This is a genomic window from Candidatus Borkfalkia ceftriaxoniphila, assembly GCF_004134775.1.
In the GTDB taxonomy this organism is placed as follows: domain Bacteria; phylum Bacillota; class Clostridia; order Christensenellales; family Borkfalkiaceae; genus Borkfalkia; species Borkfalkia ceftriaxoniphila.
The window spans coordinates 1,295,400-1,319,696 of sequence record NZ_SDOZ01000002.1 but is presented as its reverse complement, the minus strand read 5'-3'; the positions used below and the strand labels follow the sequence as shown (position 1 = coordinate 1,319,696).

Genomic DNA, 24,297 nt, shown 5'->3' with positions numbered 1-24,297 from the left:
ACCTCAGCCGATGATTTCGATGGGCGCCAACTGTGCGGAAAGTTGTTTGATGCCCAATCCCGCAAAGCTCACGTTGAGCACGAGCGCGCTTCCCTCGCCTTTGGTGGAAACGATCATGCCCTCGCCGAATTTGGCGTGACGCACTTTGACCCCCGCGCGGAATTTCGAATAATCCTTGCCGGGCTTTACGGTATGTATGCCGTACGGCGCGCTCTTTTGCGCGCTTTTCGCGCCCCCGAAACTCGAAGCCGCCGAGTAGGAGGAAGAGGGTCCGGCGGGAAGATCGCTCTGATAGCCGTAATCCTCGTCCCGCTTATCTTTGAAAGACTGATAGGAACGCCGCGCCGCCGCGCCGTCGCGATAGCCCCCGTAGGAGGAGCGCGCCGCGCCCGCGTAGCCGTATTCGGAATATCCCGAATAGCCGCGCGGCTTTTCTTCTGCGCCGAGCAGAGAGGAAAGTTCGCCGATAAACCGCGATTGCAGCGTCATCGAGCGTTCGCCGTACAGATAGCGGCTCTTGGAACGGGTGAAAAACAGCCGTTCGCGTGCGCGGGTGATGGCGACGTACATCAGCCGCCGCTCCTCTTCCAGTTCGTTGGTATCGATCGCCGCGCGGGAAACGGGCATGATGTTCTCTTCCAGCCCCGCCAAAAACACGACCTTGAATTCCAGCCCCTTGACCGAATGGATGGTGGCGAGCGTCACGTATTCGGTCTCGTCCATCTCGTCGGTGTCCGAACTCAAAGTCACCTGGTTCAGAAAGTCGGAAAGGAGCGCGTCCTTGTTGAGTTTGCAGAACTCGTCGATGGAGTTGACGAATTCGTCGATGTTCGCCTTTTTGTTGATGCTCTCGTCCGAATCGTCGGCATACATGGAAAGGATGCCGCTGTCGTTGATGACGTCGCGGATGAGTTCGTCAGGGCTTTCGTCCGCGCCCTTGACGACGAGATTTTTCAAAAGATTGCCGAATGCCGCAAGTTTAGATTTGCTGCCCGCGTTGAGGGGCAGCGCGTCGAGGTCCAAAATCGCGTCGTACACGGAAAGTTCGGTCTGCGCCGCGTAATCTTCCAAAACCTGCACGGTCTTGGCGCCTATGCCCCGTTTGGGCACGTTGATGACGCGCGTGACCGCCTCGCTGTCGAAGGGATTGTTGATGATGCGAAGGTACGCCAGAAGGTCTTTGATCTCTTTTCGCTCGTAGAAACGGAAACCGCCGAAAACCTTATACGGAATGTTGTATTTGGAAAATTCCTGCTCATACGAGCGGGTGAGCGCGTTGATGCGCATGAGCACGGCGAAATCGGAAAATTTATAGCCCCTGTTCATCAAATCGGAAATGGTGCGCGCCGTAAAGAGCGCCTCGTCCTGCTCGGTCTCCGCCTGAAAATACTTGGCTTCCTCGCCGTCGTTATTTTCCGTCCAGAGTACTTTTTCCGTGCGCATGCCGTTGTTTTTGATCACTTCGTTCGCAAGTTTCAGGATATTTTTGGTGGAACGGTAATTTTGTTCCAGTTTGTACACTTTCGCGCCTTTGAAGTCCTTTTCGAAATGCAGAATATTTTCGATCTTCGCGCCGCGCCAGCCGTATATGCTCTGATCGTCGTCGCCCACGGCGAACAGGTTGCCGTGCACCACGGACAAAAGGCGCACGATCTCGTACTGCACCGCGTTGGTATCCTGAAACTCGTCCACATGAATATAGCGGAAACGTCCCGAAAGGATCTCCAACGCCTCTTTATCCGCGGACAACAGGCGCAGCGTTTCCGTCAGAAGATCGTCGAAATCCAGCGCGTTGTTCATTTTGAGGTGGCGGCAATACAGACCGTAGACGTTGCAGATGTCGCGGATCCCCTTGACGTCGGCATTCTTTGCGCGGTATTCTTCGGGTCCCAGCCCGAGCATTTTCGCGTTGGCGATGTGCCATTTCACGTTTTTCAAGAGTTTTTCGTCGTCGTATTCGCACTCCTGAAAGGATTTTTTGATGACGGCGGCGCGCTCTGTTTCGCTGTAAATGGAAAAATTTTTATTATAGCCCAGACGGTCGGCGAACATGCGCAGGATCCGCACGCACATGCTGTGGATGGTGCAGATCCACATGCTTTCGGCGTTGTCGATCATCAAAGACAATCGTTGCTGCATCTCCTTGGCGGCCTTGTTCGTAAAAGTGATCGCCAAAACGGAGGAAGGATATACCCCTTTTTCCTCTACAATGTAGGCGATGCGCGAAGTAAGGACGCGCGTTTTGCCGCTGCCCGCGCCCGCGAGCACCAGTACGGCGCCTTCGGTATCCAGAACGGGTTTGAGTTGATCGGGATTGAGTCTTTGCAAAATTTCGTTCATATCGTTTCCACAGTAAAATATTTTCCTCGTTATTATATCATATTTGCCGCGAAAACTCAATATAAAACTATCTGTTTTTCAACTCAAACTCGTATTCCTTTTTAAAGCGTTCCAGCGCTTTTAAATAGCGTTCGGAAAGGCGCAGAGTGTAGCGCTGTTTCTCCTCGTACCCCAAAGAGGCAAAATATTCGCGGTCGGTGAGCCGCCCGATCGCGTCGCTCACCTCGCCCTCGGTCAAAAGAAGTTCCTTCACCTTTTCGTAAAAGGCGTCGTCGTCCGCCATGCCCTTGACGGTACAGGTGACTTTGCCTGCGAAATAGCGCTCGACGAGGCTCTCGTTCATGCCCTCTTTCTTCGCGCGCGCCAACTCGTCCTGCAAACTCGATTTGTAGTCCTGCCAAAATCCCTTTTTCAGGCGCATTTTCGCTTCTTTTGCAACGCTTTTAAAGTTTTTGCCTTCCGTTTTCATGCTTTTCACTCCTTAAAGGACATCTTTCTACAATATTCGCGTAAACAAAAAGCCTGTTATCTTGGATAACAGGCTTTTGTAATCAATTTTTCACGCTTCTCTTTCTTGCCGCTTCCGACTTTTTCTTTTTCCGTACGGAAGGCTTTTCGTAATGCTCTTTGCGGCGCAGATCTCCGATGATGCCGTCGCGCGAGCATTTTCTCTTAAAACGGCGCAGCGCGCTGTCGATCGATTCGTTTTCTCCGACTTTGATGGTAGACATTCCTTTCAACCCTCCTTCGCCCAAAGCACTTATTTCATATAGCATTTATTATTTTAATATAATATTTGCAAAATGTCAAGTTTTTACAGGCGCTTTTCACGGATTTTCAGAATTCGTCCCAACCCAAAAGTTCGTCCGGCGAAATTTCGAAAAGTTTGGCGAGTTTTACGAAATTCAGCAGCGTAGGAAGCGCCTCCCCCGCCTCGTACGCTTGATAAGACTGCGCAGTGATCCCCAGCGCGTCCGCCACCTGCTTTTGCGTCCATTTGTTCGCTTTTCTGAGCCCGAAGATTTCCTTGCGGAAATTCTCGAATTCTTTTTCCTTGTTTTTTTCCATACTTACTTGACATTATACAGTTTGTAACTGTATAATGAAAAAAATACAGTTTATAACTGTTTCAAGAAAAGAGGAGAAAGGATGGGCAAAGGCAAAAAACAAGACGCGCCCGAACGGGGTTTGCCGAAATCAACCAAGCGCGCGACCGCCGCCGCACTGCCCGCGCCCGTATTCTGCTTGACCGCGCTTTTACTTTTTATCTTTATGTCGCTGCCCGTCGGAGAAGAACAAAATCTTTGCTATTATAATCTGCAAAGCGAGGGACTTTCGGCGCGCCCCATGATCACGAGCGCGGTCTGCGCCGCGCTTTTGTTTCTGGTTTCTCTTGCATATATTCTTTTTCACGCGCGCGCAAAAAACAAAAATGCGGCGCGGCTGACGTGCTCTGGCATCTGCGCATTTTTGTGTATGGGAGCGCTCACAGCCGCGTGTTCGCTTTTGAGCGAAACGGGCGCCGAGGGCTACATGATTGGCCCTGCGCCCCTGCTCTGCATCGCCTTTTCTCTGTTCGCCATCATAACGGCCGCCGTCTGCGAACTGTTCGCATTATAAAATAAACGCCCCGCAAACGTAAGTTTGCGGGGCGTTTCGCTCACAGCAGATTTTCGCCCATATTCTGGCCGCCCAGAATGTGGATATGCAGATGAAAGACGGTCTGCCCCGCGTCCTCGCCCTGGTTGATGATGACGCGGTAACCGTTTTCGATGCCCGCGAGGCGGGCGATTTCGGGAAGTTTCGCCATACACTTTCCGACGAGTCCGCGTTCCTTTTCGCCCATTTCGGAAAGATAAGAGAAGTGCGACTTGGGAACGCACAATACGTGCACCTTCGCCTGCGGGTGAATGTCGCGGAACGCGAGCATATCCCCGTCCTCATACACCTTGTCCGAGGGGATCTCCCCGCGGAGGATCTTACAGAAAATACAGTTTTCGTCCAGACTCATTTTGATTCTCCTTTCGTTTGGTTCACAGGCTCGACGAGAAGCCCGTCGGCATAGGGCCGCACGGCGACGACACCGAACTTGCCCGTATATTTCCCCGCAAGATACAGTCGGATATAATTTTCGCCGTATCCTTCGGTAAATCCGTGCTTTTCCTCCTCGCAGATCATGGAAAGCGTTTCGCCGACAAATCCGCGCTCGTACTCTTCGCGCACCTCTTTCGCCCTTTGCAGCAGGATATGCAAACGCTCGTTTTTGACGGTCGCGGGCAGTTCTTTCCACTTTGCGGCGTTCGTCCCCTCGCGGCGGCTGTAACAGAAACAGTGGATCTGCGAAAACCCGACGCGGCCGATAAAGTCCAGCGTCTCGGCGAAATCCTCTTCCGTTTCGGTGGGAAAGCCCGCGATGATATCCGTCGTGATCGCCGCGCGCGGGAAATATCTGCGTATGAGTTCAACTTTTTCGAGATATTGCGCACTCGTATAATGGCGGTTCATCTTTTTCAGCACCGCGTCCGCGCCGCTCTGCAAAGAAAGGTGAAAGTGCGGCGCGAAATCGCGCACCTTTTTCAGCGCGTCGAGCAGCCGTTCGGTGATGACGCCCACTTCCAAAGAGCCCAGCCGCAGACGGCTCTTCGCGTTCGCGACGGCAATCATCAGATCAGCGAGATCGCGTTCGCCGTCGCGGTAAGAGGAAACGTCGATGCCCGTGACGACCGTTTCCAGCGCGTCCGAACCGAGAATTTCCGCCGCCGCGCTCGCAAGGGAGCGGGAACGGCTCCTGCCGCGCAGATACGGAATGACGCAATAGGAACAGAAATTGTCGCACCCGTCCTGAATTTTGACGAACGCGCGCGTTTTCAGGTTTTTCGCGGGCGGAAGTTCGTCGTACGCCTTGTCGCCGTCGTCGATGTACACGCCCTCCTTGCGCAACAAAGAGAGGATCTTGCCCTTTTGCCGCGCGCCCGAAACGAGGGTGACGTTGGGTTTTTCCGCAAACGCACGCGGATCGCGCTGCGAGGCGCAGCCGCACACGACGACGCGCGCCGCGGGATTGAGTTTTTGCACGCGCGCCACGCATTGGCGGGATTTTTTTTCCGCCTCGCCCGTGACGGCGCAGGTATTCAGAATATACAAATCGGCGGGGACGAGTTCGTCCGTGACCTCGTAGCCGAGTTCGGAAAGCCCCTGCATGAGCGAACCGCTCTCGCAGTCGTTCACCTTGCAGCCGAGCGTAAAGACGACCGCCTTTTTCATTGCATTTCCCCCAGCGCGAACAAGGCGACGGAGGTCAGCGCGATCGCCGCCGTTTCGGCGCGCAGGATACGCTTTCCCAGCGTCACGCCCGCATAGCCGAGTGAACGCGCAAGTTCGAACTCTTCTTCGGAAAAGCCGCCCTCGCTGCCCACGACCAACGCGCAGTCGCCCTCCAGACGGTGCAGATCGATTTCGCTCTCCCGCGCAAATTCACAGGCGAAAATTTTGTTGTGAATGCTCTGGGCGCTTAAAAGCGCCTCTTCGAGCGTAGTAAAATAGACCACTTCGGGCGCCGCGGCGCGCAGGCACTGTTTGGCCGCCTCGCGCGCGACCTTGTTGAGCCGTTCCAACTTGTTTTCGTTCATGTACGCCGAACAGTATTTACTTGAAAAGACGCCTATGCGCTTTACGCCCAATTCCGTCGCTTTCTGCACCACGAGTTCGGTCTTATCCCCTTTGAGCGCGCCGCAAAGCAGCGTGACGGAAGTCTTGCATTCCTTGTCGTTCGCGCGCTCGGACACGACGCGGCAGACGATCTCTTTCTTTTTCACTTCGTTGACGATCGCGCAATATTCCTTGCCCGAGCCGTCCAAAAGCACGATCTCTTCGCCCGCCTCAATGCGCAAAACGTTCTTCGCGTGCGAATATTCCTCGCCCGTCAGGATGGTTTCGGGCGATATTTTTTCCACAAAAAATCTTTTATGCGCCATATGCGACCTATCTTTTGAATAACAGGGCGAACCACTCGCCCTTTCTCAACTGTTTTTGCAGGGCGAGCCCCTTGGACTCGTACGCGGCGACAACTTGCGCGAGTTTGCTCTCGATAATGCCCGACAGAATGAGCGTGCCGCCCTCTTTGAGATTTTCGGGAATACTCTCGGAAAGGGCGCATAAGATATCTGCCGTAATGTTCGCGGTCATAACTTCGCCCGCGATCTTCGCGTCGTCCAGAAGGTTGGAAAGGGCTATGACCGTCCTGTCGGCGGTGCCGTTGAGTTCGCTGTTGTGTTCGGCGCTGCGCACCGCCACGTAATCGATATCCGTCAGATACGCCTTTTTTGCGCCCAGTTTGACGGCGGCGATGCCGAGAATGCCGCTCCCGCAGCCCACGTCGATGACGGTATCCCCCGCCTTCACAGCGCCCTGCAACAGTTCCAGACACATGGACGTCGTTTCGTGTTCGCCCGTGCCGAACGCCATGTTGGAATCGAGTTTGACGACCTGTTCGCCCTCCTGCGGCTCGTAAGGGATCCATTCGGGACAGACGACGATCTTTCCGATATGAATGGGGCGGAAATGCTTTTTCCACACGTCGATCCAGTCGTCGCCGTCGATCTCGCGGCGGCCCGTTTCCAGAGAGCCGAGGCGGACGGAGCCGCGGGCGCGTTCGCTGAGTTCGTTTAAGTCGGAAACGATGCTCCTGATATTTTCGTCCGCGATATCCACGGGCAGAAAACATTTGACGAGCACATCGCTGTCCTGCACGGCGGTCAGATCGTCGTCCATGTAGTCCCAGAACGTGCGCTTGTCGTTTTGCAGGGCGACGATATCATTGACGTCGCAGATGGTCACGCCGTAATTGGTATAATTCCAGAATATATCCGAAACGAGTTCGCTCCCTTCTGTGGTCGTATGCACGGTGAATTCGATGAATTTCATTGGTTTTATTCCTTAAAAATTATTCGCGTTTGTCGGATTTTTCGTCTTGTTCGGGATCGGAGGAGGACGCATCCTCTTTCATGACGATCTTTTCGAACTGCTTTTCGGTCATGATGACTTTGCCCTTGAACCAGTCGGGCTTTTTCTTCATGCTCACGTAGATGATGACGCACATGACGAAACTGCCGACGACGTTGACGATCATGTCCCCCATCGTATCGGCGATGGCGTTGCCCCAGGGAACGCTGTGCACCGTATCGCCGTTCGGCAAGGTTTCGACGATGCTGTCCTGCCAGCGCTGCATATTCAGCCCGATCAGACGGTCGCAGCCGTATTCCACGATCTCCCAGAGATATTCCAGCGTCAGCGTAAAACAGAAAGTGAAAAGCACCACGAAAAAGGGCGAAAGTTTCACTTTGCCGTCCTCGGAGTTGTTGAAAAGCCAGACGATGGAAAGGCTCAGAAGGCAGAATACCATGCCCGACGAAGTGTGAAGAAACTTATCGTAGAGCAGAATATGGTCGTACGCGCGATAAATTTCGCCCAGAATGAAGTGCATAAAGATGAAGATATACAGCAAAATGGTGATAAAATTGGGGATATAGCACTTGAATTTGCGCGAAATGAAGAGCGGCACGTTGAAAATGACGAGCGCCATGACGCACTGCATCAGTTGAAAAACGGTGGTATCCAGTCCTCTGTTGTCGTCCACGAAAAACATGACGAGCGATGCGATCGCGGTCAGGAGCGTAAATCCCTGCAAAATAAAATTGAGCCGCAGGGATTTTTTGCTCTTTTCGTCCATGGCGCGAAGGATCGCCTTTTCCTCGGGCGCGGGTTGCTTTTTTGCCATTCGAAAACCTCCGAAAACGTTCAAAGCCTTTACCGTAAATTTCGGTAAAGGCCGGGGTATATCAGTTGTACGGGTCCTTGCCGTACATTGCCTGCATATGGTCGCGGAACTGCTTCATCTTCGAACACTGCTTTATGTCGACGTTGGAATCCAGTTCCTCCAAAAGGCGCTTTTGCTCCTTGTTGAGTTTGGAAGGCACCTCCACCACGACGGTAATGTACAGATTGCCCGTGCCCGTGCGCGTTTTCAGCCCTTTGCCGCGCACGCAGAAAACGGTGCCGCTCTGCGTGCCCTCGGGTACGAGATATTCGAACGTTTCGTCGATGCCGGGGACTTTCACCTTGCCGCCGAGCGCCGCCGTCTTGAAAGAAACGGGAAGTTCGATGTACAGATCCTTATCCTTTCTCTTAAATATCTTATGCGGTTCGACGCGGAAAATGACGATGAGATCGCCAGGCTCGCCGCCCATCGAGGACGCCTGCCCGAATCCCTTTTTGCGCACGTACGAATTGGTGTCCGCGCCCGCGGGAATATTGAGGGTGACGACCGTCTCTTTCTTGGTATAGCCCTTGCCCTTACAGTCGGAGCAGAAATCCGTGATCTTTTTGCCGCTGCCGCCGCACGCGTCGCACGCCGCCATGCGGATGGTGCGCCCGAACAACGTATCCTGCGTATAGCGCACCTGGCCGCTGCCGCCGCATTTTTCGCACGTTTTGAAAGCCGTGCCGCCTTTGGCGCCCGTACCCTTGCACGAGGGGCACGGCTCGTTGCGGGTATATCTGACTTCCTTGACGCAGCCCTTGGCGGCGTCCAAAAAACTCAAAGTGACTTCGCGGGTGATATCCTCGCCCTGCGTATCGCGCGAGGACGCGCTACCGCCGAACCCGCTGAAAATATCGTTGAAAATATCTCCGAACCCGCCGAAGCCGCCGAACCCGCTGCCGGAGAATCCGCCGCCCGAAAAGCCGCCGCCCGCACGCGCGCCCGGATGATCGAGTTCATAATCGTAGGCGGCGCGTTTCTGCGCGTCGGAAAGCACTTCGTTCGCTTCGTTGACCTCTTTGAATTTTGCCGCGGCGGCCGCGTCGCCCGGATGAAGATCGGGATGGTACTGCTTGACGAGTTTGCGGTACGCCGACTTGATGTCGGCGTCCGTCGCCTTTCTGTCCACGCCGAGAATTTCATAATAATTTTTCGTTGCCATATTCCTGTCCTATGTACCGAATTTTTACGCGGCAAAAACCGCGGGGCAAAATCACCTGTCGGAGATTGTACCACAAAACGGCGGATTTGTACAGCGTATCGGCCGTGTAAAATAAAATTGCCGAATAGTACAGGAATGCCGTGAAAAATCACGGCATTCTGTTTTTTTCTTAATTTTGGTGGAATTCGGTGTCGCCGTCGTCGGCAGGTCCCTGTCCCTCGCCGGCGGCGCCGCCCGCCTGCTGATAGATCTTGGCGAAGATTGCCTGGCTCTCGTTCGCGAGTTTTTCCGTCGCCGCGACGATGCGCTCGTCGTCCTCCGATTCCATTTCCGTTTTGGCGCTCTTTACAGCCTCTTCGAGGGACGCTTTGTCCTCGTCGGAAAGTTTGTCGCCCAGTTCCTTGACGGATTTTTCCACGGTAAAGATCATGCCGTCCAGTTTGTTCTTGTTGTCGATCTTTTCCTTTCTCTTTTTATCCTCTTCGGCAAACTGTTCCGCTTCTTTCACGGCCTTGTCGATATCCGCCTCGGAGAGGTTGGTCGAAGACGTGATGGTGATATCCGTGCTCTTACCCGTGCCCATATCCTTGGCGGTCACGTGCACGATGCCGTTCGCGTCCACGTCGAAAGTAACTTCGATCTGCGGCACGCCGCGCGGTGCGGGAGGAATGCCCGTCAACTCGAAACGGCCCATCGTCTTATTGTCCTTGGCGAATTCGCGTTCGCCCTGCAAGATATGAATGTCGACCTGCGTCTGATTGTCCGCCGCGGTGGAGAACACCTGCGACTTTTTGACGGGGATCGTCGTATTTCTCTCGATGAGTTTGGTAGTCACGCCGCCCAGCGTTTCGATGCCGAGGGAGAGGGGCATGACGTCGAGAAGCAGTACGTCCTTGACTTCGCCCGAGAGAACGCCGCCCTGCACCGCCGCGCCGACCGCGACGCATTCGTCGGGGTTGATGCCCTTGAAAGGCTCTTTACCCGTAATATTTTTTACTTTTTCGACGACCGCGGGGATACGCGTGGAGCCGCCGACGAGAATGACTTTGTCGATGTCCTTATACGTGAGGCCCGCGTCTTTCATGGCGAGGCGCATCGGCTCGACCGTCTTTTCGACGAGATCCGCCGTCAGCGCGTCGAATTTCTGTTTGGTGACGTCCACGTCGAGGTGCTTGGGGCCTTCCGCCGTAGCGGTGATGAAGGGCAGGTTGACGTTGGTGGAACTCATGCCCGAAAGTTCGATCTTCGCCTTTTCGGCAGCCTCTTTGAGCCTCTGCATGGCCATTTTGTCCTTGGAAAGGTCTACGCCTTCCTTTTTTTTGAACTCCTCTACGAGATAGTCCATGATCTTTTTATCGAAGTCGTCGCCGCCCAGCATATTGTTGCCGTTGGTCGCCAGAACTTCGAACACGCCGTCGCCGATCTCCAGAATGGAAACGTCGAACGTGCCGCCGCCGAGATCGTAGATCATGACCTTGTGGTTGGACGTGTCCTTATCCAGCCCGTAGGCGAGCGCCGCCGCCGTCGGCTCGTTGATGATACGCAGGACGTTCAGCCCCGCGATTTTGCCCGCGTCCTTGGTCGCCTGGCGCTGGCTGTCGGTAAAGTATGCGGGGCAGGTGATGACCGCCTCGGTCACTTTGCTGCCGAGGTACGCCTCCGCGTCCGATTTCAGTTTGGAAAGGATCATCGCGGAAATTTCCTGCGGCGAATACTTTTTATCGTCGATCGCGACTTTGAAATCGCTGCCCATATGCCGTTTGATGGAGAGCACGGTCCTGTCGGGGTTCGCCACCGCCTGACGCTTGGCGACCTGCCCTACGATGCGCTGGCCGTCTTTCTGAAACGCCACCACGGACGGCGTCGTTCTGGCGCCTTCGGGGTTGGGGATCACGACGGGCTCGCCGCCTTCCATGACCGCCACGCAAGAGTTCGTTGTTCCTAAATCGATTCCGATTACTTTTCCCATAATATATCACGCTCCTGAATTGAAAATTTTTTATTTGTTCAGCAGGTCACTTTGACCTGCGCATAGCGCAGAATTTTGTCGCCGCGCTTGTAGCCTTTTAAAAATACTTCCTTGACGTAACCCGCCTCGACGCCTTCCGCCGCGGGTTCGCTCATGATCGCCTCGCAGAAGTTGGGATCGAACTCCTCGTCTAGAGGGTCGATCTCTTCGATGCCCTCCCCTTCGAGAAACTGACGGAAACTTTTAAGCACCATCTCGATGCCTTTTTTCGTGTTCTCGTCGCACATGGTAAGCGCGCGTTCGAGATTGTCGCCGATGGGCAGAACTTTCAGCACGACGTCCGCGCGCCCTTCGAGATAACTCGTGCGGCGCGTGTCGGCGTTGCGCCTTTTGAAGTTTTCGAACTCCGCCGCGCTGCGCATCCATTTATCCTTGAAGTCAGCCGATTCGCTTTTCAGTTTTTCGATCTCTTCCTTCCACTTTTTGCCCTGCTTGCCGTGCTCGGCTTTTTCGCTCTCCGCCTTTACGGGTTCCTGCGGCGTTTCCGTTTGGGTTTCACAGGGCTGCGGCTGCATATTTTCTTCATTTTCGTTCATTTTCGTCACTTCCTTTCGTGCTTTCGGGCAGATTGCGGCTGTTGATGATGTCTTCCAGCACTTTGCCTACGTTTTCCAGCACGGTAATCACTTTGGTATAGTCCATCCGGATGGGGCCGATCACGCCGTACGTTCCCAGGTTCTTGCCGCCCGCCGAATAGGTCGCGGTCACGAACGAGCAGTCTTTGGGGATCTCCCCCTCCTCGTTGGAACCGATCTTGACGTTGATCTGGATCTCGTCCGATTCTTCCCCGATGATCTCCGCGAGCCGATCCTTGCTGGAAATGACCGAGATGAAATTTTTGACGTTTTCCACGTCCTCGTATTCGGGATGATTGAAAATTTTATTTTCGCCCGAGAGCACTACGTCGCCCTCGCGCGTCTTGGTGTACATTTTCAGCGCGTCGAGCACTTCGCACATGAGTTCCTTATACTGCGAAAATTCCGATAAGACTTCCGCCTCGACCTCTTTCGCTTCGGAGAGAGAGCGCCCCGAAAAAACCTTGCACAGCGTCTTGGAAACGCCTTCCAGATCTTCCGCGGTCATATCCTCGGGAATATCCACGAAACTGTCGCGCAGGATGCGCTCGCCCGTGACGATGACCAAAAGCGCCTTTTTATCGCCGCAGTACAAAAGGGCGATGTTGCGGATGCGCTCCGCCTCCGCGTGCGGGGTGATCGCCACCGACGTATAATCGGTGAGATCGCTGATGACTTTCGTCACGTTTTTGAGGATATATTCCAGATCGTTGCTCTTTTTGCCGATGACGGAACTGATATAGTCGAGGTCGGCTTGCGAAAGCGAACCCTTTTCCATCAGTTCTTCGATATAAAAGCGGTATGCGGCGGGCGACGGCACGCGGCCGCCCGAAGTGTGGAACTGCGTCAGATAGCCCAACTCTTCCAAAGAGGCGAGTTCGTTGCGCACCGTTGCGGACGATACGCCGCCGAGATGCTTTTCGGTTATGGTCTTGCTCGATACGGGCACGGCGGTATTGATATACTCGTCGACCACGATCTGCAAGATTTTCTTTTTTCTGTCGGAAATTTTCATAACCCGTTTCTCCGCGAACCTTTGGCACTTCTCCGTTCACAATGTTAGCACTCTGTTTGTTTAAGTGCTAACGCTATTATATTCTTATTGTGTCATATTGTCAAGAGTTTTAAACGGAAAACCGAAAAATTTTTTACACAAAAAAAGACCGCTGCAAAACGGTCTTTTTTCCCTATTTTCCGTTGAGGTCCTTTGCGATCTCGACGCCCGAACTCGTTCCCACGCGGTCGGCGCCCGCGTCCAGCATGCTTTTGAACTGTTCGCCGTTTTTGATGCCGCCCGACGCCTTGACGAAGCACGCGCCCTTGACCGCCTCTTTCATCAGCCGCACGTCCTCCGCGGTCGCGCCGCCGCCGAAAAAGCCCGTGCTCGTTTTGACGAACGAAGCGCCCGCGTCCTTCGCGCACTGGCAACCCTTGACGAGTTCGTCGCGCGTCAAAAGCGAAGTTTCCAGAATGACCTTGACGGGGCGGCCCTTTGCGGCGGCGACCACCTTTTTGATATCCTTTTTCACGTACGCCCAGTTGCCGTTTTTGACGGCGGAAATGCAGGCGACCATGTCCACTTCGTCCGCGCCGTCCGCGATCGCCTTTTTTGTCTCGAACGCTTTGGTTTCCGTAAGGTTTTCGCCCATGGGAAAGCCCACCACGCACGCCACGTCCACGGGACTGTCACCCAGATACGCGCACACCTCGCGCACGTGCACGGGCTGCACGCACACCGAATAAAAACCGTATTCCATCGCCTCGTCGCACAGTTTTTTCAGATCCGCTTTGGTGGCGGTCTGTTTCAAAAGAGTATGGTCGATCTTTTTGAGCAGGCGGCGGATCTCCAACAATTTTTTCTGGCGCTTGAATTCCTCGAATTCTTCCAGTTCGTTTTCGGGAATGCCCGAAGGCGTTTCTTTTATTTCGGAAACGGGCTCCGCTTTCGGCGCCGCCTTTTCTTCTTTGGCTTTCTTTTTGAATGAAAACATAATTACCTCCTTATTCGATGAACGAATATACGAGCGGCTTTTGCGCGGGCCGCTCCGCCGTTATGCCGAACGCGCGCTCGGCGAGCGCCGTTTTCTTTTGATTTGAATATTCCAGCGCGAGCACTTCGCCCTTTTTCACGTGATCCCCCGCGCGCTTTTTCAGGGAATAGCCGACCGTGTGATCGATTTCGTCCCCCTCTTTGAGCCTGCCGCCGCCCAACTCCGCGCAGGCGGTGCCCAGAATCAGAGCGTCGACGGAGAGCCAACCCTCTCTGTCCGCGCGTATCTCGCGCACGTTTTTTGCCAGCGGCAAACGCGTTTCGTCCCGAACGGAGCGCCCGTCGCCGCCCTGCGCGCGCACGATCTTTTCCAACTGTTCCAGCGCATTACCCGAGGCTATGCACTCTTTCGCCAGCCGCAGCCCCTCCTCTTCGGAAACGCCGCGCGCCGCCCGCAATATTTTCGCGCAGTGGAACAGCGAAAGTTCGGCAAGATCGTTGCGTTTGCCTTTGAGCACTTCCACGCACTCGCGCGCTTCCAGATTGCAGCCCACGTTGTCGCCCAGGGGGGAATCCATGCGCGTGATCGCGGCGGACACGCGGCGGTTTGCCGTCTTGCCGATGGATACCATCAGCCGCGCCAGCGTTTCGGCGTCCTTTTCGCGCTTCATGAACGCGCCGCTCCCGTATTTGACGTCCAAAAGAATGATATCCGCGAAAGAGGCGAGTTTTTTGCTCATGACCGACGAGGCGATGAGCGGAACGCTGTCCACCGTGGCGGTCACGTCGCGCACGGCGTACATGCGCTTGTCCGCGGGCACGGTGCTCTTCGTCTGCCCCGCGACGGCGGCGCCGATCGTCTGCACCTGCTCTTCGAATTCTTCGGGGGAAAGATCCACGCGGCAGCCGAAACTTTCCATTTTATCCAGCGTACCGCCCGTGTGCGCCAGTCCCCGCCCCGAAAGTTTGGCGCATTTGACGCCCAGCGCGCTCAGAACGGGCACGAGCACGAGCGTGGTCGAATCGGACACGCCGCCCGTGGAATGCTTGTCCGCGAACACGCCGCCGCCCTGCGGGCGCGGCAAAGTTTCGCCGCTCTCCGTCATGGCGAGCGTGAGGTTTGCGCACTCCCTGTCGGTCATGCCGTTCAAAAGCACCGCCATGCAGAACGCCGCGATCTGCGAATCGGTCGCCTCTTCCGAGGCGACGGCGCGGCAAAAGAATCGCAACTCCTCTCGGGTCAGTTCCGCCCTGTTTTTCTTTCGTTCGATCACGTCGAATACTCTCATTCGGGGAAAAAACTCCTTTTTTCGCAAAATCAGCCACGCCGCGCGCTTTATAACATGATATATTCTGTCAAAAGACTGCGGAGGCAAAGAATGAATTTATTGGCAAGCACCTTGATCGGCGGGCTATATCTTCTGATCCTGTTCGGCCTGTGTTTCAGCGTCGTGGTGGGCGTGAAAGCGGTGCGCATCGAACTTAGAAACCGCAAAAAGAACGCGGAAAAACCCGAAGAGTCCGAAAAGCCGAAAGCGGAACCCGCCCTCCCGAAGCCGCGGGAGAAAAACGTCTATTATATCGTGGAAAAAAAGCGGACGCGCCGCGCCAAAGAGACGACGGGCACGCCCAAACGCATCGAATTCCGCGACTAATCGGCGTAGCGGACGACGTTTTCGCCGTCTTCCCACAGCCGTTCGAGATGATAAAAGAGCCGCGATTCGTCGTTGAACACGTGCACGATGACGTCGCCGTAATCGAGAACGCCCCACCGCCCGTCGCGCACGCCCTCCGTGCGTTTGGGTTCCAACCCTTCCGCGGACAGTTTATCTTCGAGATTTTCGCAAAGAGCCTTGACCTGCTGGGTGCTGCGGCCGCTCGCCACGATAAAGTAGTCGCACAGCGAAGTCTTTTCGCGCACGTCGATGAGCACGATGTCCTCGCCCTTTTTCGAGGATAAAAATTCGCAGATGCTCTTTGCAAGCGTTTCGGTTTGGTTTTCTGTTTTCTTCTTCATGTTTTTTTCCGTTCCTTTAAAAATTGATATGCTTCGAGGGTGAGATGATAGATCTCGCCTTTTTGTCGTTTGAGGTATTTGATCTGAAGGCGCAGGCTTTCCAGAAGGCACGCGTCCAGATCGGTATAAAAGAGTTTGCGCAAAGATTCCACGCCGCGGAAATCCCGACCCGGTTCGAGCATGTCGGCAAGGTATATCGCCTTTTCCAGTTCGGTCATGTTGGGCTTTGCGGAAGTATGCCAGCGCACGGCGCCCAGAACGTCCGCATCCGTCACGCCCAAAACGTGCTCGGCGACGTACGCGCCCGTAAACTGGTGCAGAACGGGAGGCGGCACCTCTTCTTCCATGGAAAAGCCCGCAAGTTCGGGCGCGTCGGGCGGCATGTTTTTCGCCACGTCGTGCAGCGCCGCCGCAAGAATGATCTTCCGCTCTTCGAGCCTGTATTTCGCCGCCACGTCGCCCGCCATGAGCGCGAGCCGCAGCGAATGGTTGCGCCGCGAAGGTTTGAGATAGCGGAAACAGTCCTTCACCCCGTCCACGCGGTATAGTTTGTTCGCCTCGATATAATCGATCACGTCCTCGCACAGATACGGTTTGAGATCCTCTCCGAACGCGCACAGTACGCGCGCTTTCGTGGAGGATACGTTGCGCCCCACGTATTCGATTACGCGGAACTTTTTCTTGAACCGCGCGAAAAATCTGAGCGCTTCCACGGCGAAATTCACTTTGTCGCCCTCGCGGTTGCACACGACAAGTTCCGCAAGGGATAAAATGGTTTCGGGATTTTTCCAGTTGTAAAAATCTTTGAGCATATCCGAGCCGACAAGAAAGTACAGCTCCGCGTCGGGAAATTTGTTTTTGTAGTATTCGAGGGTCAGGTAGGTGAAACTGGTGCTTTTGGCGTTGATCTCGTAGGCGCTCACCTCGCAGCCCTTGACGGACTCGAAGGCGCGGCGCGTCATTTCCAGACGGTCGGCGGGCGAAGCGATCTCTTTGCCCTGTTTATGCGGCGGCACAAAGGCGGGCAGAACGATGACTTTGTCCGCGCCCAGCTGGGCTTTCGCCGCCTTGACGATATTGATGTGTTCCACGTGCACGGGATCGAACGTGCCGCCGAAAATGGCAATTTTCATACTCTTTCTCTCTTCGCCGCATATGACGTATAGAATGTATATCCAAATTATACCACACTTATTCCGTGCGCGCAAGGTTTAAAATTCGGAAAACGGGATAAAATCAGTTTATGAAAAAATTTGTGTTTTCCGTGTATTCGGATACGGTGTTCGTTGCGTTCGTCGCATTTTTGCTTTCGTTTGCGCTCTTCCGCTTTTATCTGCGCTCGTTCGCACTGTCGCTCGCGCTCGCGCTTGTCACCGCGCTCGCCCTTTCCGCGCTCGCATTCTTACATATGCGGCACAAGTCGGATAAAAAGTTGTTGAAACTTTCCGACGAGCGGGAGATCAGCAAACTCGCCTTTCACCTCGCCATGGACACGGAAGAAAACAATCTCGAACGGCTCTTTGCGGCGCTGTTCGAAAAAGACGATAAGGCGCAGCGCGCCGACGACTCCGTCGTCGTGGGAAACGAGGAATATTTTTTCTCCTTCCGCTTGGAACCCGTGCGCGCCGACGAGATCGCCAATCTCGTGCGGCGGGGCGGGGAACGCGAAAAAATATTGCTGACCGCCGACGTCACGCCCGACGCGGAAAAACTCGCCGCGGCGTTCGGCATCCGCATCATGCGCGCCGCGGACGTATATCTTTTATACAAGGAAACCGAACAACTCCCCGAAAATTATATCCTTGCGGAAAAAATGAAGACGGGCTGGAAAGAAAAACTGAAATTCCGCTTTCAGAAACGCATGTATAAGGGATATCTGTTGGCGGGCGCGGCGCTGCTCGTTTTCAGTTTATTCACGTTTTTCCCCGTCTATTACCTCGTCGCGGGCGGCATTTTATTGAGCCTCGCCGTGGCGGTGCGCTTTTTCGGGACCACCTGATCCAAAACCAAAAAGCAGTCCGTTTTGCGGGACTGCTTTTTTTAAAATTCGACGTGCTCGAAATCTTTTCTCGAAGAACGGCGGTACAGAATGACCTTTCTGCCGATGACCGCCACGCAGTCGGCTTTGAGCGCTTCGGCGAGCGCCGCGCCCGTTTCTTTCGCCTCGTTTTCGGCGTTGGTCAGAACACTGATCTTGATCAGTTCGCGCGCTTCCAACGCGTCGGACAGCGATTTGACCATATTTTCGTTGACGCCGCCCTTTCCCACCTGCGCGACCGGCTGTAAATTGGCGGCGAGCGCCTTTAAATTGCTTCTTTGTTTGCTCGTTAACATATTGCTCCTTTTTTCTATTCCTTGAACTCGAATTCCACCTGCCCGACGACTACGACGTCGTTTTCGCAAACGCCCGCCTTTTTCAGGGCTTTGATGACGCCTTTATCTTTGAGCACTTTCTGAAAATACGCCATCGAATCGGGATCGGATAAAACCACGTTGCGCTCCAGCATGTCGATCAGTCCGCCCGTCACGTAGTACACGTTTTCCTCCTCGTCCTTGCCGACGGAAAACTCGTTGACGTCGGGACGCTCGTAGGAAAACTCGTCCGCGGGAATGGGTTCCGCGGGCGGGAGCGTCGACAAAACTTCGAAAATTTCGTCGATCAGTTCCGCCGTACCCTCGCCCGTCACCGCGGTGACGGGAAATTTTTTGTATTTGCGGCATTTTTTGCGGAATTCTTTCATGTTCTCTTCCGCGCCGTACACGTCGCATTTGTTCAGAACGACGATCTGCGGCAAAGACGCCAACTTTTTGCTGTACTGTTTGAGTTCGGCGTTTATTTTTTTGAAATCCTCGTACGGATCGCGCCCTTCCATGCCCGAAATATCCACTACGTGGCAGAGCATGCGCGTGCGCTCGATATGCCTGAGAAAGTCGTGCCCCAGCCCCTCGCCGTTCGCCGCGCCCTCGATGAGGCCGGGGATATCCGCCGCCACGAAAGACTTTTCGTAGCGCCGCACCACGCCGAGATTGGGCGAAAGCGTGGTAAAATGATAATTTGCGATCTTCGGCCGCGCCGCGCTGATCTTGGATAAGAGCGTGCTTTTGCCCACGTTGGGAAAGCCGATGATACCCACGTCCGCAATGACTTTCAGTTCTAAGATCAGTTCGTGCACGGGCGTCTTTTCCCCTTTCTGCGCGAAATGGGGGGCGTGCCTGCGGCTGGTCGTAAAACGGATATTGCCCTTGCCGCCGTAACCGCCGCGCGCGATGAGCACGCGCTCGCCGTCGTTGTATACGTCGCACAGCACCGCGCCCGTCGCCGCGTCGCGCACGAGCGTGCCGAGCGGGACGGAAATTTCGATATCCCCGCCGCCCTTGCCGTAACGGTTGTTGGTGCCGCCGCGTTCGCCGTCGCCCGCCGTAAAGCGCGAGCCGAAACGGAATTCGAACAGATCGTTCCTGTCCTTATCGCCCACGAAATAGACGTCGCCGCCCTTGCCGCCGTCGCCGCCGTCGGGCCCGCCCTGCGCAAACCCTTTGAAACTCTTGAACGAGTTCATGCCGTCGCCGCCGTCGCCCGCTTTGACCGTGATCTTTACTTTATCGGTAAACATGGGTACCCCCTCGGATCATTTTTGTTTATAGTAGTCGCAGTATTCCCGCAAAGCGCAGTTTTCGCAGTCGGGCTTTTGCGAATGGCATACGCGCCGCCCGTGATAAATGAGCCAATGGTGCGCCTTGGACCAATCCTTTTGGGGAATGACCTTTTTGAGTTGTTCCTCGGTTTTTAGCGGCGTATTCGCGTCTGCCAGCCCCAGACGGTTGGAAACGCGGAACACGTGCGTATCCACCGCGATCGCGTCCTTATCGAACCAGACGGCACTGACGACGTTCGCCGTTTTCTGCCCCACGCCCGCAAGCGATTTGAGATCGGCAAAACTTTCGGGGACTTGTCCGCCGAAGCGTTCGACGATATCTTTGGTGGCGGATAAAATGTGCGCCGCCTTGCTCTTGTACAGCCCGCAGGAAAAGATATATTTTTCCAGTTGTTCCTGCGACAGCAAAAGCATGGTTTCGGGCGTATTGTGCTCTTTGAAGAGTTCCGCGGTGACTTTGTTCACGCGCTCGTCGGTGCACTGCGCGGAGAGAATGACCGCGATCAAAAGTTCGTACGCGGTGGCGTAGTGCAGAGCGGGACGCGCATCTTTATACAGTTCGGACAATATCCGCAGCGACTGCTGCGCATTTTTTGCATTCATGGAAATATTTTACCATAAAAAGGCGCGGGGCGCAATCAGTTTGCGCCCCGCGTGAAAATTCTTTATCCGTTCAAGGGATATACGAAGTTTTTGCCGTATTTGAATTCGAAGGCGTAAAAGCCGACGAACGCACTGAAACGATAATTCTGCGCCACCCTGCGCGCGCGGGAAAGTTCCGCCTCGTTGATCTTTGCGGAGATCCCGCAGCCTACGTTCGCTTCTTTGGGGGTGGAAACCGCCGTTGCCGACAGACCGTTCGCGCGCAATTTCGAAATAAAATCCAGCGCCTGCGAACGCGAACGGAACACCGCCAGAATGATTTTCATGATTATCACCGCCTGTTGTCGTTTGTTTTTGCAAAATTTGAAAGCGTGCGGCATAAAATATTAGTAGGGCGCCGCATGGCTTTCGCCCTTTCCATATCAATATATTCGGCGGAGGGAAAAAATGATTTACTTTGACAATGCCGCGACGGGCGGAAAAAAGCCGCTCGCGGCGGTTCTCGCGGCATATGCCGCCATTAAGGACGGCTCTGTCAACCCCGGCCGCAGCGGTCACCGCCTGTCGGTAAACGCCGCGTTCAACGTGCTCGCGTGCAGAAAACTTTTGTGCGGGTTTCTCGGCGGTTATTGCGCCGACCGCGTCGTATTCACGAAAAACTGCACGGAGGCGCTCAATATCGTCCTGTTCGGCGGCATTCCCGCGGGCGCCCGCGTCGTGACCACGGCGGCGGAACACAATTCCGTGCTCCGTCCCCTACATAAACTGCAAAAAGAAGGGAAAATAGAACTGGAAATCGTGCGCCCCGCCGAGGGCGAGAGTTTCGAAAACGCGCTGGCAAAGAGCGGAAAGGACGCGGATTTTCTCGTTTTCACGCTCGCTTCCAACGTGACGGGCATGCCTATCGACGCGAAAGCGGTCAGAAGGCTCGCGGGCGAAAAGCCGTACATCGTCTGCGACGGCGCGCAGGCTTGCGGGCATATCGGCGTGAACATGAAAGAATCGGGCATCGACGCGCTCGCCCTCGCGGGGCATAAGGGAATGCACGGCATTCAGGGCTCGGGCGCGCTTTTATTTTCGCCGCGGCTGAAAATCGAGCCCGTACAGTTCGGCGGCACGGGCAGCGAGAGTTACAACCTCGATATGCCCGACGTGTACCCCGACGCTTTGGAGGCGGGCACGCTCAATTATCCCGCCATACTGTCGCTGTTCGAGGGAACGCTGTACGTGCAGTCCAAACTGACGCAGAACGCACACTACGTGAGCGACCTCACGGCGCTCGCCATCGAGCGGCTGAAAACGGTCTCGGGCGTCAAAATCTATTCGAAAAAGAACGCTTCGGGTATCGTGGCGTTCGAGCACGCGAACGTGCCTTCGGAAATGCTCGCGCAGATGCTGTCCGACGAGTACGGCATCGCGGTGCGGGGCGGGCTGCACTGCGCGCCGCTCATGCACGAATATTTAAAGACCGAACAGGGGCTGGTGCGCGCGTCGCTTTCCGAATTTAATACGCCGAACGAAGTGTTGACGTTCTTTTCCGCAGTGCGCGATATTGCGCATAAATATGCGTGACCGACACAAAAAAAACCGCGTACTTTGACGCGGTTTTCGGGACGATCTATGTAATTTACATACCTTTCAGTTTTTTGATGACGGCAGCGAGTTTTTTGCGTTTCTGGGCATCGAGCATAGGGCTGAGCGTGTTGTAAAAGTTATCCAACTCGGCGTCGGAAAGCGTGCCCGCCTTGCGGTTCTTTTCCGCTTCCTGATAGATCGCTTTCATCAGATCGGCCTCGCTCTTGCCGTTGAACGACCCCATCATTTTCGCGGCCATCTGCGCCACATTGCTCTTTTCAAAACTTTCCTTGTCGCTGTCGCCGCCGGGCGTATAAGAATTGAAATCTTTCATGGAAACCCTCCGAAGTTTATTCAATTTATGTATATGCCGAAAGCGCGACCTTTGACACGAACCATACGGAGGACGTATTATGGAACTCATACTCATCATCATTCTTTTTCTCACGCAAATGAACGGAAAAAACGGAAAGCCCGCGTTGGAACTTTCCAAACTCACGCCCCTTTTGTCCATGCTGGGCGATAAAAATTTATCGGAACTCCCCGCGCTGAAAAATCTGGATCTCAAATCCCTTCTGCCCGAAAACATGAACATTTCGGATATTCTGAGCGCGGTCAACACATTTTCGTCGTTTGCCGCGCCGCAAGCCGCCGAGCCGAAAGCGGAGCCGACGCAGTCGATGCCACCCCTGCGCCCTATCTCGAAAATCGCGGACGCGAACATTACATACGCGCTCAATCAATATTTTTCGGAGTAAAACTCTTTCGCAAAACAGCAAAACAAAGTCTGCACATTGGGATAGCGTTCGGGGGAAAAATCCAGCCGAAAACTCGGTATCATGGCGATCAGCGCCCTTTCGGGCGTATCGACGACGGACATTTTGCGAAGCACGGGGAGCGGAACAGAGCGCAGATCTGCACACAGACGACGATATTCGGCGGTTTCGTCGGGCATAAAAACCGCCGAAAAATCTATTTTTTCCAGACGGCGCAGGCAAGCGTCCACACATTCTTTTTCCTGCGGGGAAAATTCCTGTCCGAACGCAAAAATCCGCGTCAGACGCGCGGGCTGAAAAAAACAGCGCGCGATCTCGTAACGAAGCGCGTCTTGTATTTTTTGACGAATTTCTTCCGACGAAAGATTGATTCGCACCCCCTCTCTTTCAAATACAAATCCTTGTAAAAATTTTTTCAAAACGCGCCTATTTTTGTAAATAAAATTTTGCATTTTAAAATCTATCTGTAAAGTATCGTACAAAATCCGACGGCACTCGCCGTGTGTGAAGACGTAGCCGCACACGGCTTTTTCCATATGATCGGAAATATCGATCAATTCGGCATTCTTTTCTGCATTCATGGTTTTACTCAAAAATATTGATGATTTGTTTATTGTTTTTTTTCGCGTGCTCGCAGGCGAGAAAAGCGCCGCCATGCGTGCGGCTGACACCCGAAACGATAACGTCCGCCCTTTCCGCCAAAAGTCTGTTTGTTTCCAGAATGGCGAGTTTGGGCGGAATTTTTCTGTCCGCAAGGTACACGGAATCGTCGAAGAAATACGGCAGTTCAAAAGACGGACGCGGAATATACGAAAGCACCATTGTATTTTTGATTTGGGGAAAGTTCCGTTTCAGTTTCCAAACGACCTGCGCGCACAATTTATCGAAATTCCCACGATAGCCCGAACAAAACTCGACTATTCCCTGCTGTTCAATCAATCCGACGATGATATTTTTAATTTTTTCGCAATACGGCATATAATCGAAATTTCTATGACCGAAAAAAGCACATGTTTTCATAATATATTTCTCCTCGTTTTATTTAATACTATTTAGGTATAATTTTAGACCTATTTTATATACTATAATAGTCCTATAAGGGAATATTTTTATGAATATCAACCAAAGAATAAAAATTGAAATGACCAGCCGTGGTTGGACCGTCTATAAATTATCTAAAATTACGGGCATCAGTAAATCAGCCATCAATGGTTGGTTTAAAGAAATCCCCACTGCTCCGAATTATAAGTCTATTCGTTTAGTTGCAAAGGCTTTTAATATGAAAGCCGAAGATTTAGTTTCCGAAAAAAAAGATGCCGACCCTCAAAAACAAGAAATGTTGGAGTTATGGAATCGTTTGGAAACAGCCGAAAAAGATACCGTCATCGGCGTTATGAAAACGATTATCGAACATAATAAATAACTTCAATTAGTATAATTATAAATGAGTATTCTCATAATGTCAATGAAAATACTCATAATATTTTATAATTCAACTATGTTTGATATTCGTTTAAAAGAATTAAGGCTGGAAAAAGGATTAACGCAAAAGGAACTTGCGCAAGTCATTCAATGTGATCAATCCATGATTGCTCGTTGGGAAAAAGGCGAATGTGAGCCGACCGAAAGCATAATCAGGAAAACAGCACGATTTTTTGAAGTTACAGCCGATTATTTAATAGGTTTGGAAGATGAATCGGGTACGAAAATTTAATGGTATAAAGGAGAGGGACGCCCCCGTCGGGGGCGTCCCTCT

31 protein-coding genes are annotated in these 24,297 nt (G+C 53.7%); 7 read left to right on the top strand and 24 right to left on the bottom strand.

Annotated elements, in window-relative coordinates; all coding sequences use genetic code 11:
• Positions 1-3 precede the first annotated feature (3 nt).
• The 4 genes from ESZ91_RS06195 to ESZ91_RS06180 form a co-directional block, all read right to left on the bottom strand.
• Positions 4-2,340 (bottom strand): ATP-dependent helicase, encoded by a 2,337-nt coding sequence (locus tag ESZ91_RS06195; RefSeq protein ID WP_129225194.1) that lies wholly within the window; start codon positions 2,338-2,340, stop codon positions 4-6.
• Positions 2,341-2,407: 67 nt separating this feature from the next.
• The gene (locus ESZ91_RS06190; protein WP_129225192.1) at positions 2,408-2,809 is read right to left on the bottom strand and encodes a hypothetical protein; all 402 of its coding nucleotides are present in this window, start codon (positions 2,807-2,809) and stop codon (positions 2,408-2,410) included.
• A gap of 82 nt (positions 2,810-2,891) precedes the next feature.
• Positions 2,892-3,071: a 30S ribosomal protein S21 gene (rpsU, locus tag ESZ91_RS06185; RefSeq protein WP_129225190.1), complete on the bottom strand. Its 180-nt coding sequence runs from the start codon at positions 3,069-3,071 to the stop codon at positions 2,892-2,894.
• Between the two features lie 106 nt (positions 3,072-3,177).
• Entirely contained in the window at positions 3,178-3,408 is a 231-nt protein-coding gene (locus ESZ91_RS06180; protein WP_129225188.1) for a helix-turn-helix domain-containing protein, read from the bottom strand.
• Between the two features lie 81 nt (positions 3,409-3,489).
• On the opposite strand from ESZ91_RS06180, the gene ESZ91_RS06175 reads away from it, so the two are divergent.
• Complete coding sequence (locus tag ESZ91_RS06175; protein ID WP_129225186.1) at positions 3,490-3,960, top strand: hypothetical protein; 471 nt, start codon at positions 3,490-3,492, stop codon at positions 3,958-3,960.
• Positions 3,961-4,000: 40 nt separating this feature from the next.
• On the opposite strand, the gene ESZ91_RS06170 is transcribed toward ESZ91_RS06175, so the two are convergent.
• The 11 genes from ESZ91_RS06170 to ESZ91_RS06120 all read right to left on the bottom strand — a co-directional run bounded on the left by ESZ91_RS06170 (position 4,001) and on the right by ESZ91_RS06120 (position 15,203).
• Complete coding sequence (locus tag ESZ91_RS06170) at positions 4,001-4,351, bottom strand: histidine triad nucleotide-binding protein (protein WP_129225184.1); 351 nt, start codon at positions 4,349-4,351, stop codon at positions 4,001-4,003.
• Positions 4,348-5,604 (bottom strand): tRNA (N(6)-L-threonylcarbamoyladenosine(37)-C(2))-methylthiotransferase MtaB, encoded by a 1,257-nt coding sequence (gene mtaB, locus ESZ91_RS06165; protein ID WP_129225182.1) that lies wholly within the window; start codon positions 5,602-5,604, stop codon positions 4,348-4,350. The genes ESZ91_RS06170 and mtaB overlap by 4 nt, the downstream gene beginning before the upstream one ends.
• Complete coding sequence (locus ESZ91_RS06160; protein ID WP_161971078.1) at positions 5,601-6,293, bottom strand: RsmE family RNA methyltransferase; 693 nt, start codon at positions 6,291-6,293, stop codon at positions 5,601-5,603. Before ESZ91_RS06160 ends, mtaB begins: the two co-directional genes overlap by 4 nt.
• Positions 6,294-6,321: 28 nt before the next feature.
• A complete protein-coding gene (gene prmA, locus ESZ91_RS06155) occupies positions 6,322-7,263 on the bottom strand; it encodes a 50S ribosomal protein L11 methyltransferase (protein WP_129225178.1) in 942 nt (313 codons plus the stop codon).
• 19 nt (positions 7,264-7,282) lie between these two features.
• Positions 7,283-8,116, bottom strand: a complete 834-nt coding sequence (locus tag ESZ91_RS06150; RefSeq protein WP_129225176.1) for a hypothetical protein — start codon at positions 8,114-8,116, stop codon at positions 7,283-7,285.
• 61 nt (positions 8,117-8,177) lie between these two features.
• Entirely contained in the window at positions 8,178-9,320 is a 1,143-nt protein-coding gene (gene dnaJ, locus ESZ91_RS06145) for a molecular chaperone DnaJ (protein WP_129225174.1), read from the bottom strand.
• A gap of 169 nt (positions 9,321-9,489) precedes the next feature.
• Complete coding sequence (gene dnaK / locus ESZ91_RS06140; RefSeq protein WP_129225172.1) at positions 9,490-11,289, bottom strand: molecular chaperone DnaK; 1,800 nt, start codon at positions 11,287-11,289, stop codon at positions 9,490-9,492.
• A 38-nt stretch (positions 11,290-11,327) separates the two neighbouring features.
• Positions 11,328-11,885, bottom strand: coding sequence for a nucleotide exchange factor GrpE (locus ESZ91_RS06135; protein ID WP_129225170.1), 558 nt, complete (start codon positions 11,883-11,885; stop codon positions 11,328-11,330).
• On the bottom strand, positions 11,872-12,939 hold the full coding sequence (gene hrcA / locus ESZ91_RS06130) for a heat-inducible transcriptional repressor HrcA (RefSeq protein ID WP_129225168.1): 1,068 nt from the start codon (positions 12,937-12,939) through the stop codon (positions 11,872-11,874). The genes ESZ91_RS06135 and hrcA overlap by 14 nt, the downstream gene beginning before the upstream one ends.
• A gap of 172 nt (positions 12,940-13,111) precedes the next feature.
• Positions 13,112-13,915, bottom strand: a complete 804-nt coding sequence (deoC, locus tag ESZ91_RS06125; RefSeq protein WP_129225166.1) for a deoxyribose-phosphate aldolase — start codon at positions 13,913-13,915, stop codon at positions 13,112-13,114.
• A 10-nt stretch (positions 13,916-13,925) separates the two neighbouring features.
• Positions 13,926-15,203: a thymidine phosphorylase gene (locus ESZ91_RS06120; protein ID WP_129225164.1), complete on the bottom strand. Its 1,278-nt coding sequence runs from the start codon at positions 15,201-15,203 to the stop codon at positions 13,926-13,928.
• 90 nt (positions 15,204-15,293) lie between these two features.
• Between ESZ91_RS06120 and ESZ91_RS06115 the strand changes: the two genes are divergently transcribed.
• Positions 15,294-15,569: a hypothetical protein gene (locus ESZ91_RS06115; RefSeq protein ID WP_129225162.1), complete on the top strand. Its 276-nt coding sequence runs from the start codon at positions 15,294-15,296 to the stop codon at positions 15,567-15,569.
• Here ESZ91_RS06115 and rsfS read toward each other — a convergent pair.
• Positions 15,566-15,931, bottom strand: coding sequence for a ribosome silencing factor (gene rsfS / locus ESZ91_RS06110; RefSeq protein ID WP_129225160.1), 366 nt, complete (start codon positions 15,929-15,931; stop codon positions 15,566-15,568). The genes ESZ91_RS06115 and rsfS overlap by 4 nt on opposite strands.
• Positions 15,928-17,064, bottom strand: a complete 1,137-nt coding sequence (gene nadD / locus ESZ91_RS06105; protein ID WP_129225158.1) for a nicotinate (nicotinamide) nucleotide adenylyltransferase — start codon at positions 17,062-17,064, stop codon at positions 15,928-15,930. Before nadD ends, rsfS begins: the two co-directional genes overlap by 4 nt.
• Before the next feature lie 110 nt (positions 17,065-17,174).
• Here nadD and ESZ91_RS06100 point away from each other — a divergent pair, with 110 nt between their 5' ends.
• A complete protein-coding gene (locus ESZ91_RS06100; RefSeq protein WP_129225156.1) occupies positions 17,175-17,930 on the top strand; it encodes a hypothetical protein in 756 nt (251 codons plus the stop codon).
• Positions 17,931-17,971: 41 nt separating this feature from the next.
• Here the strand turns inward: ESZ91_RS06100 and yhbY are convergent, their stop codons facing one another.
• From yhbY to ESZ91_RS06080, 4 genes are all read right to left on the bottom strand, one after another.
• Positions 17,972-18,265 carry a ribosome assembly RNA-binding protein YhbY gene (gene yhbY / locus ESZ91_RS06095; protein ID WP_129225154.1) on the bottom strand — a complete coding sequence of 98 codons (294 nt, stop codon included), beginning with the start codon at positions 18,263-18,265 and terminating at the stop codon, positions 17,972-17,974.
• A 14-nt stretch (positions 18,266-18,279) separates the two neighbouring features.
• Positions 18,280-19,545: a GTPase ObgE gene (gene obgE, locus ESZ91_RS06090; protein WP_129225152.1), complete on the bottom strand. Its 1,266-nt coding sequence runs from the start codon at positions 19,543-19,545 to the stop codon at positions 18,280-18,282.
• Between the two features lie 15 nt (positions 19,546-19,560).
• Positions 19,561-20,190, bottom strand: coding sequence for an endonuclease III (gene nth, locus ESZ91_RS06085; protein ID WP_129225150.1), 630 nt, complete (start codon positions 20,188-20,190; stop codon positions 19,561-19,563).
• 62 nt (positions 20,191-20,252) lie between these two features.
• Positions 20,253-20,516, bottom strand: a complete 264-nt coding sequence (locus ESZ91_RS06080) for a DUF3343 domain-containing protein (RefSeq protein WP_161971077.1) — start codon at positions 20,514-20,516, stop codon at positions 20,253-20,255.
• A gap of 121 nt (positions 20,517-20,637) precedes the next feature.
• Between ESZ91_RS06080 and ESZ91_RS06075 the strand changes: the two genes are divergently transcribed.
• On the top strand, positions 20,638-21,762 hold the full coding sequence (locus ESZ91_RS06075; RefSeq protein WP_129225146.1) for an aminotransferase class V-fold PLP-dependent enzyme: 1,125 nt from the start codon (positions 20,638-20,640) through the stop codon (positions 21,760-21,762).
• Positions 21,763-21,817: 55 nt separating this feature from the next.
• On the opposite strand, the gene ESZ91_RS06070 is transcribed toward ESZ91_RS06075, so the two are convergent.
• Positions 21,818-22,099: a hypothetical protein gene (locus tag ESZ91_RS06070; RefSeq protein WP_129225144.1), complete on the bottom strand. Its 282-nt coding sequence runs from the start codon at positions 22,097-22,099 to the stop codon at positions 21,818-21,820.
• A gap of 79 nt (positions 22,100-22,178) precedes the next feature.
• Here ESZ91_RS06070 and ESZ91_RS06065 point away from each other — a divergent pair, with 79 nt between their 5' ends.
• Positions 22,179-22,523: a hypothetical protein gene (locus tag ESZ91_RS06065; RefSeq protein WP_129225142.1), complete on the top strand. Its 345-nt coding sequence runs from the start codon at positions 22,179-22,181 to the stop codon at positions 22,521-22,523.
• Here ESZ91_RS06065 and ESZ91_RS06060 read toward each other — a convergent pair.
• Together ESZ91_RS06060 and ESZ91_RS06055 are read right to left on the bottom strand one after the other, a co-directional pair.
• A complete protein-coding gene (locus tag ESZ91_RS06060) occupies positions 22,505-23,122 on the bottom strand; it encodes a hypothetical protein (protein ID WP_129225139.1) in 618 nt (205 codons plus the stop codon). The two genes, ESZ91_RS06065 and ESZ91_RS06060, sit on opposite strands and share 19 nt — an antisense overlap.
• Positions 23,123-23,126: 4 nt before the next feature.
• Entirely contained in the window at positions 23,127-23,561 is a 435-nt protein-coding gene (locus ESZ91_RS06055) for a hypothetical protein (protein ID WP_129225137.1), read from the bottom strand.
• A 91-nt stretch (positions 23,562-23,652) separates the two neighbouring features.
• Here ESZ91_RS06055 and ESZ91_RS06050 point away from each other — a divergent pair, with 91 nt between their 5' ends.
• On the top strand, positions 23,653-23,964 hold the full coding sequence (locus ESZ91_RS06050) for a helix-turn-helix domain-containing protein (protein ID WP_129225135.1): 312 nt from the start codon (positions 23,653-23,655) through the stop codon (positions 23,962-23,964).
• Positions 23,965-24,000: 36 nt separating this feature from the next.
• The gene (locus tag ESZ91_RS06045) at positions 24,001-24,255 is read left to right on the top strand and encodes a helix-turn-helix domain-containing protein (RefSeq protein WP_129225133.1); all 255 of its coding nucleotides are present in this window, start codon (positions 24,001-24,003) and stop codon (positions 24,253-24,255) included.
• Positions 24,256-24,297 lie beyond the last annotated feature (42 nt).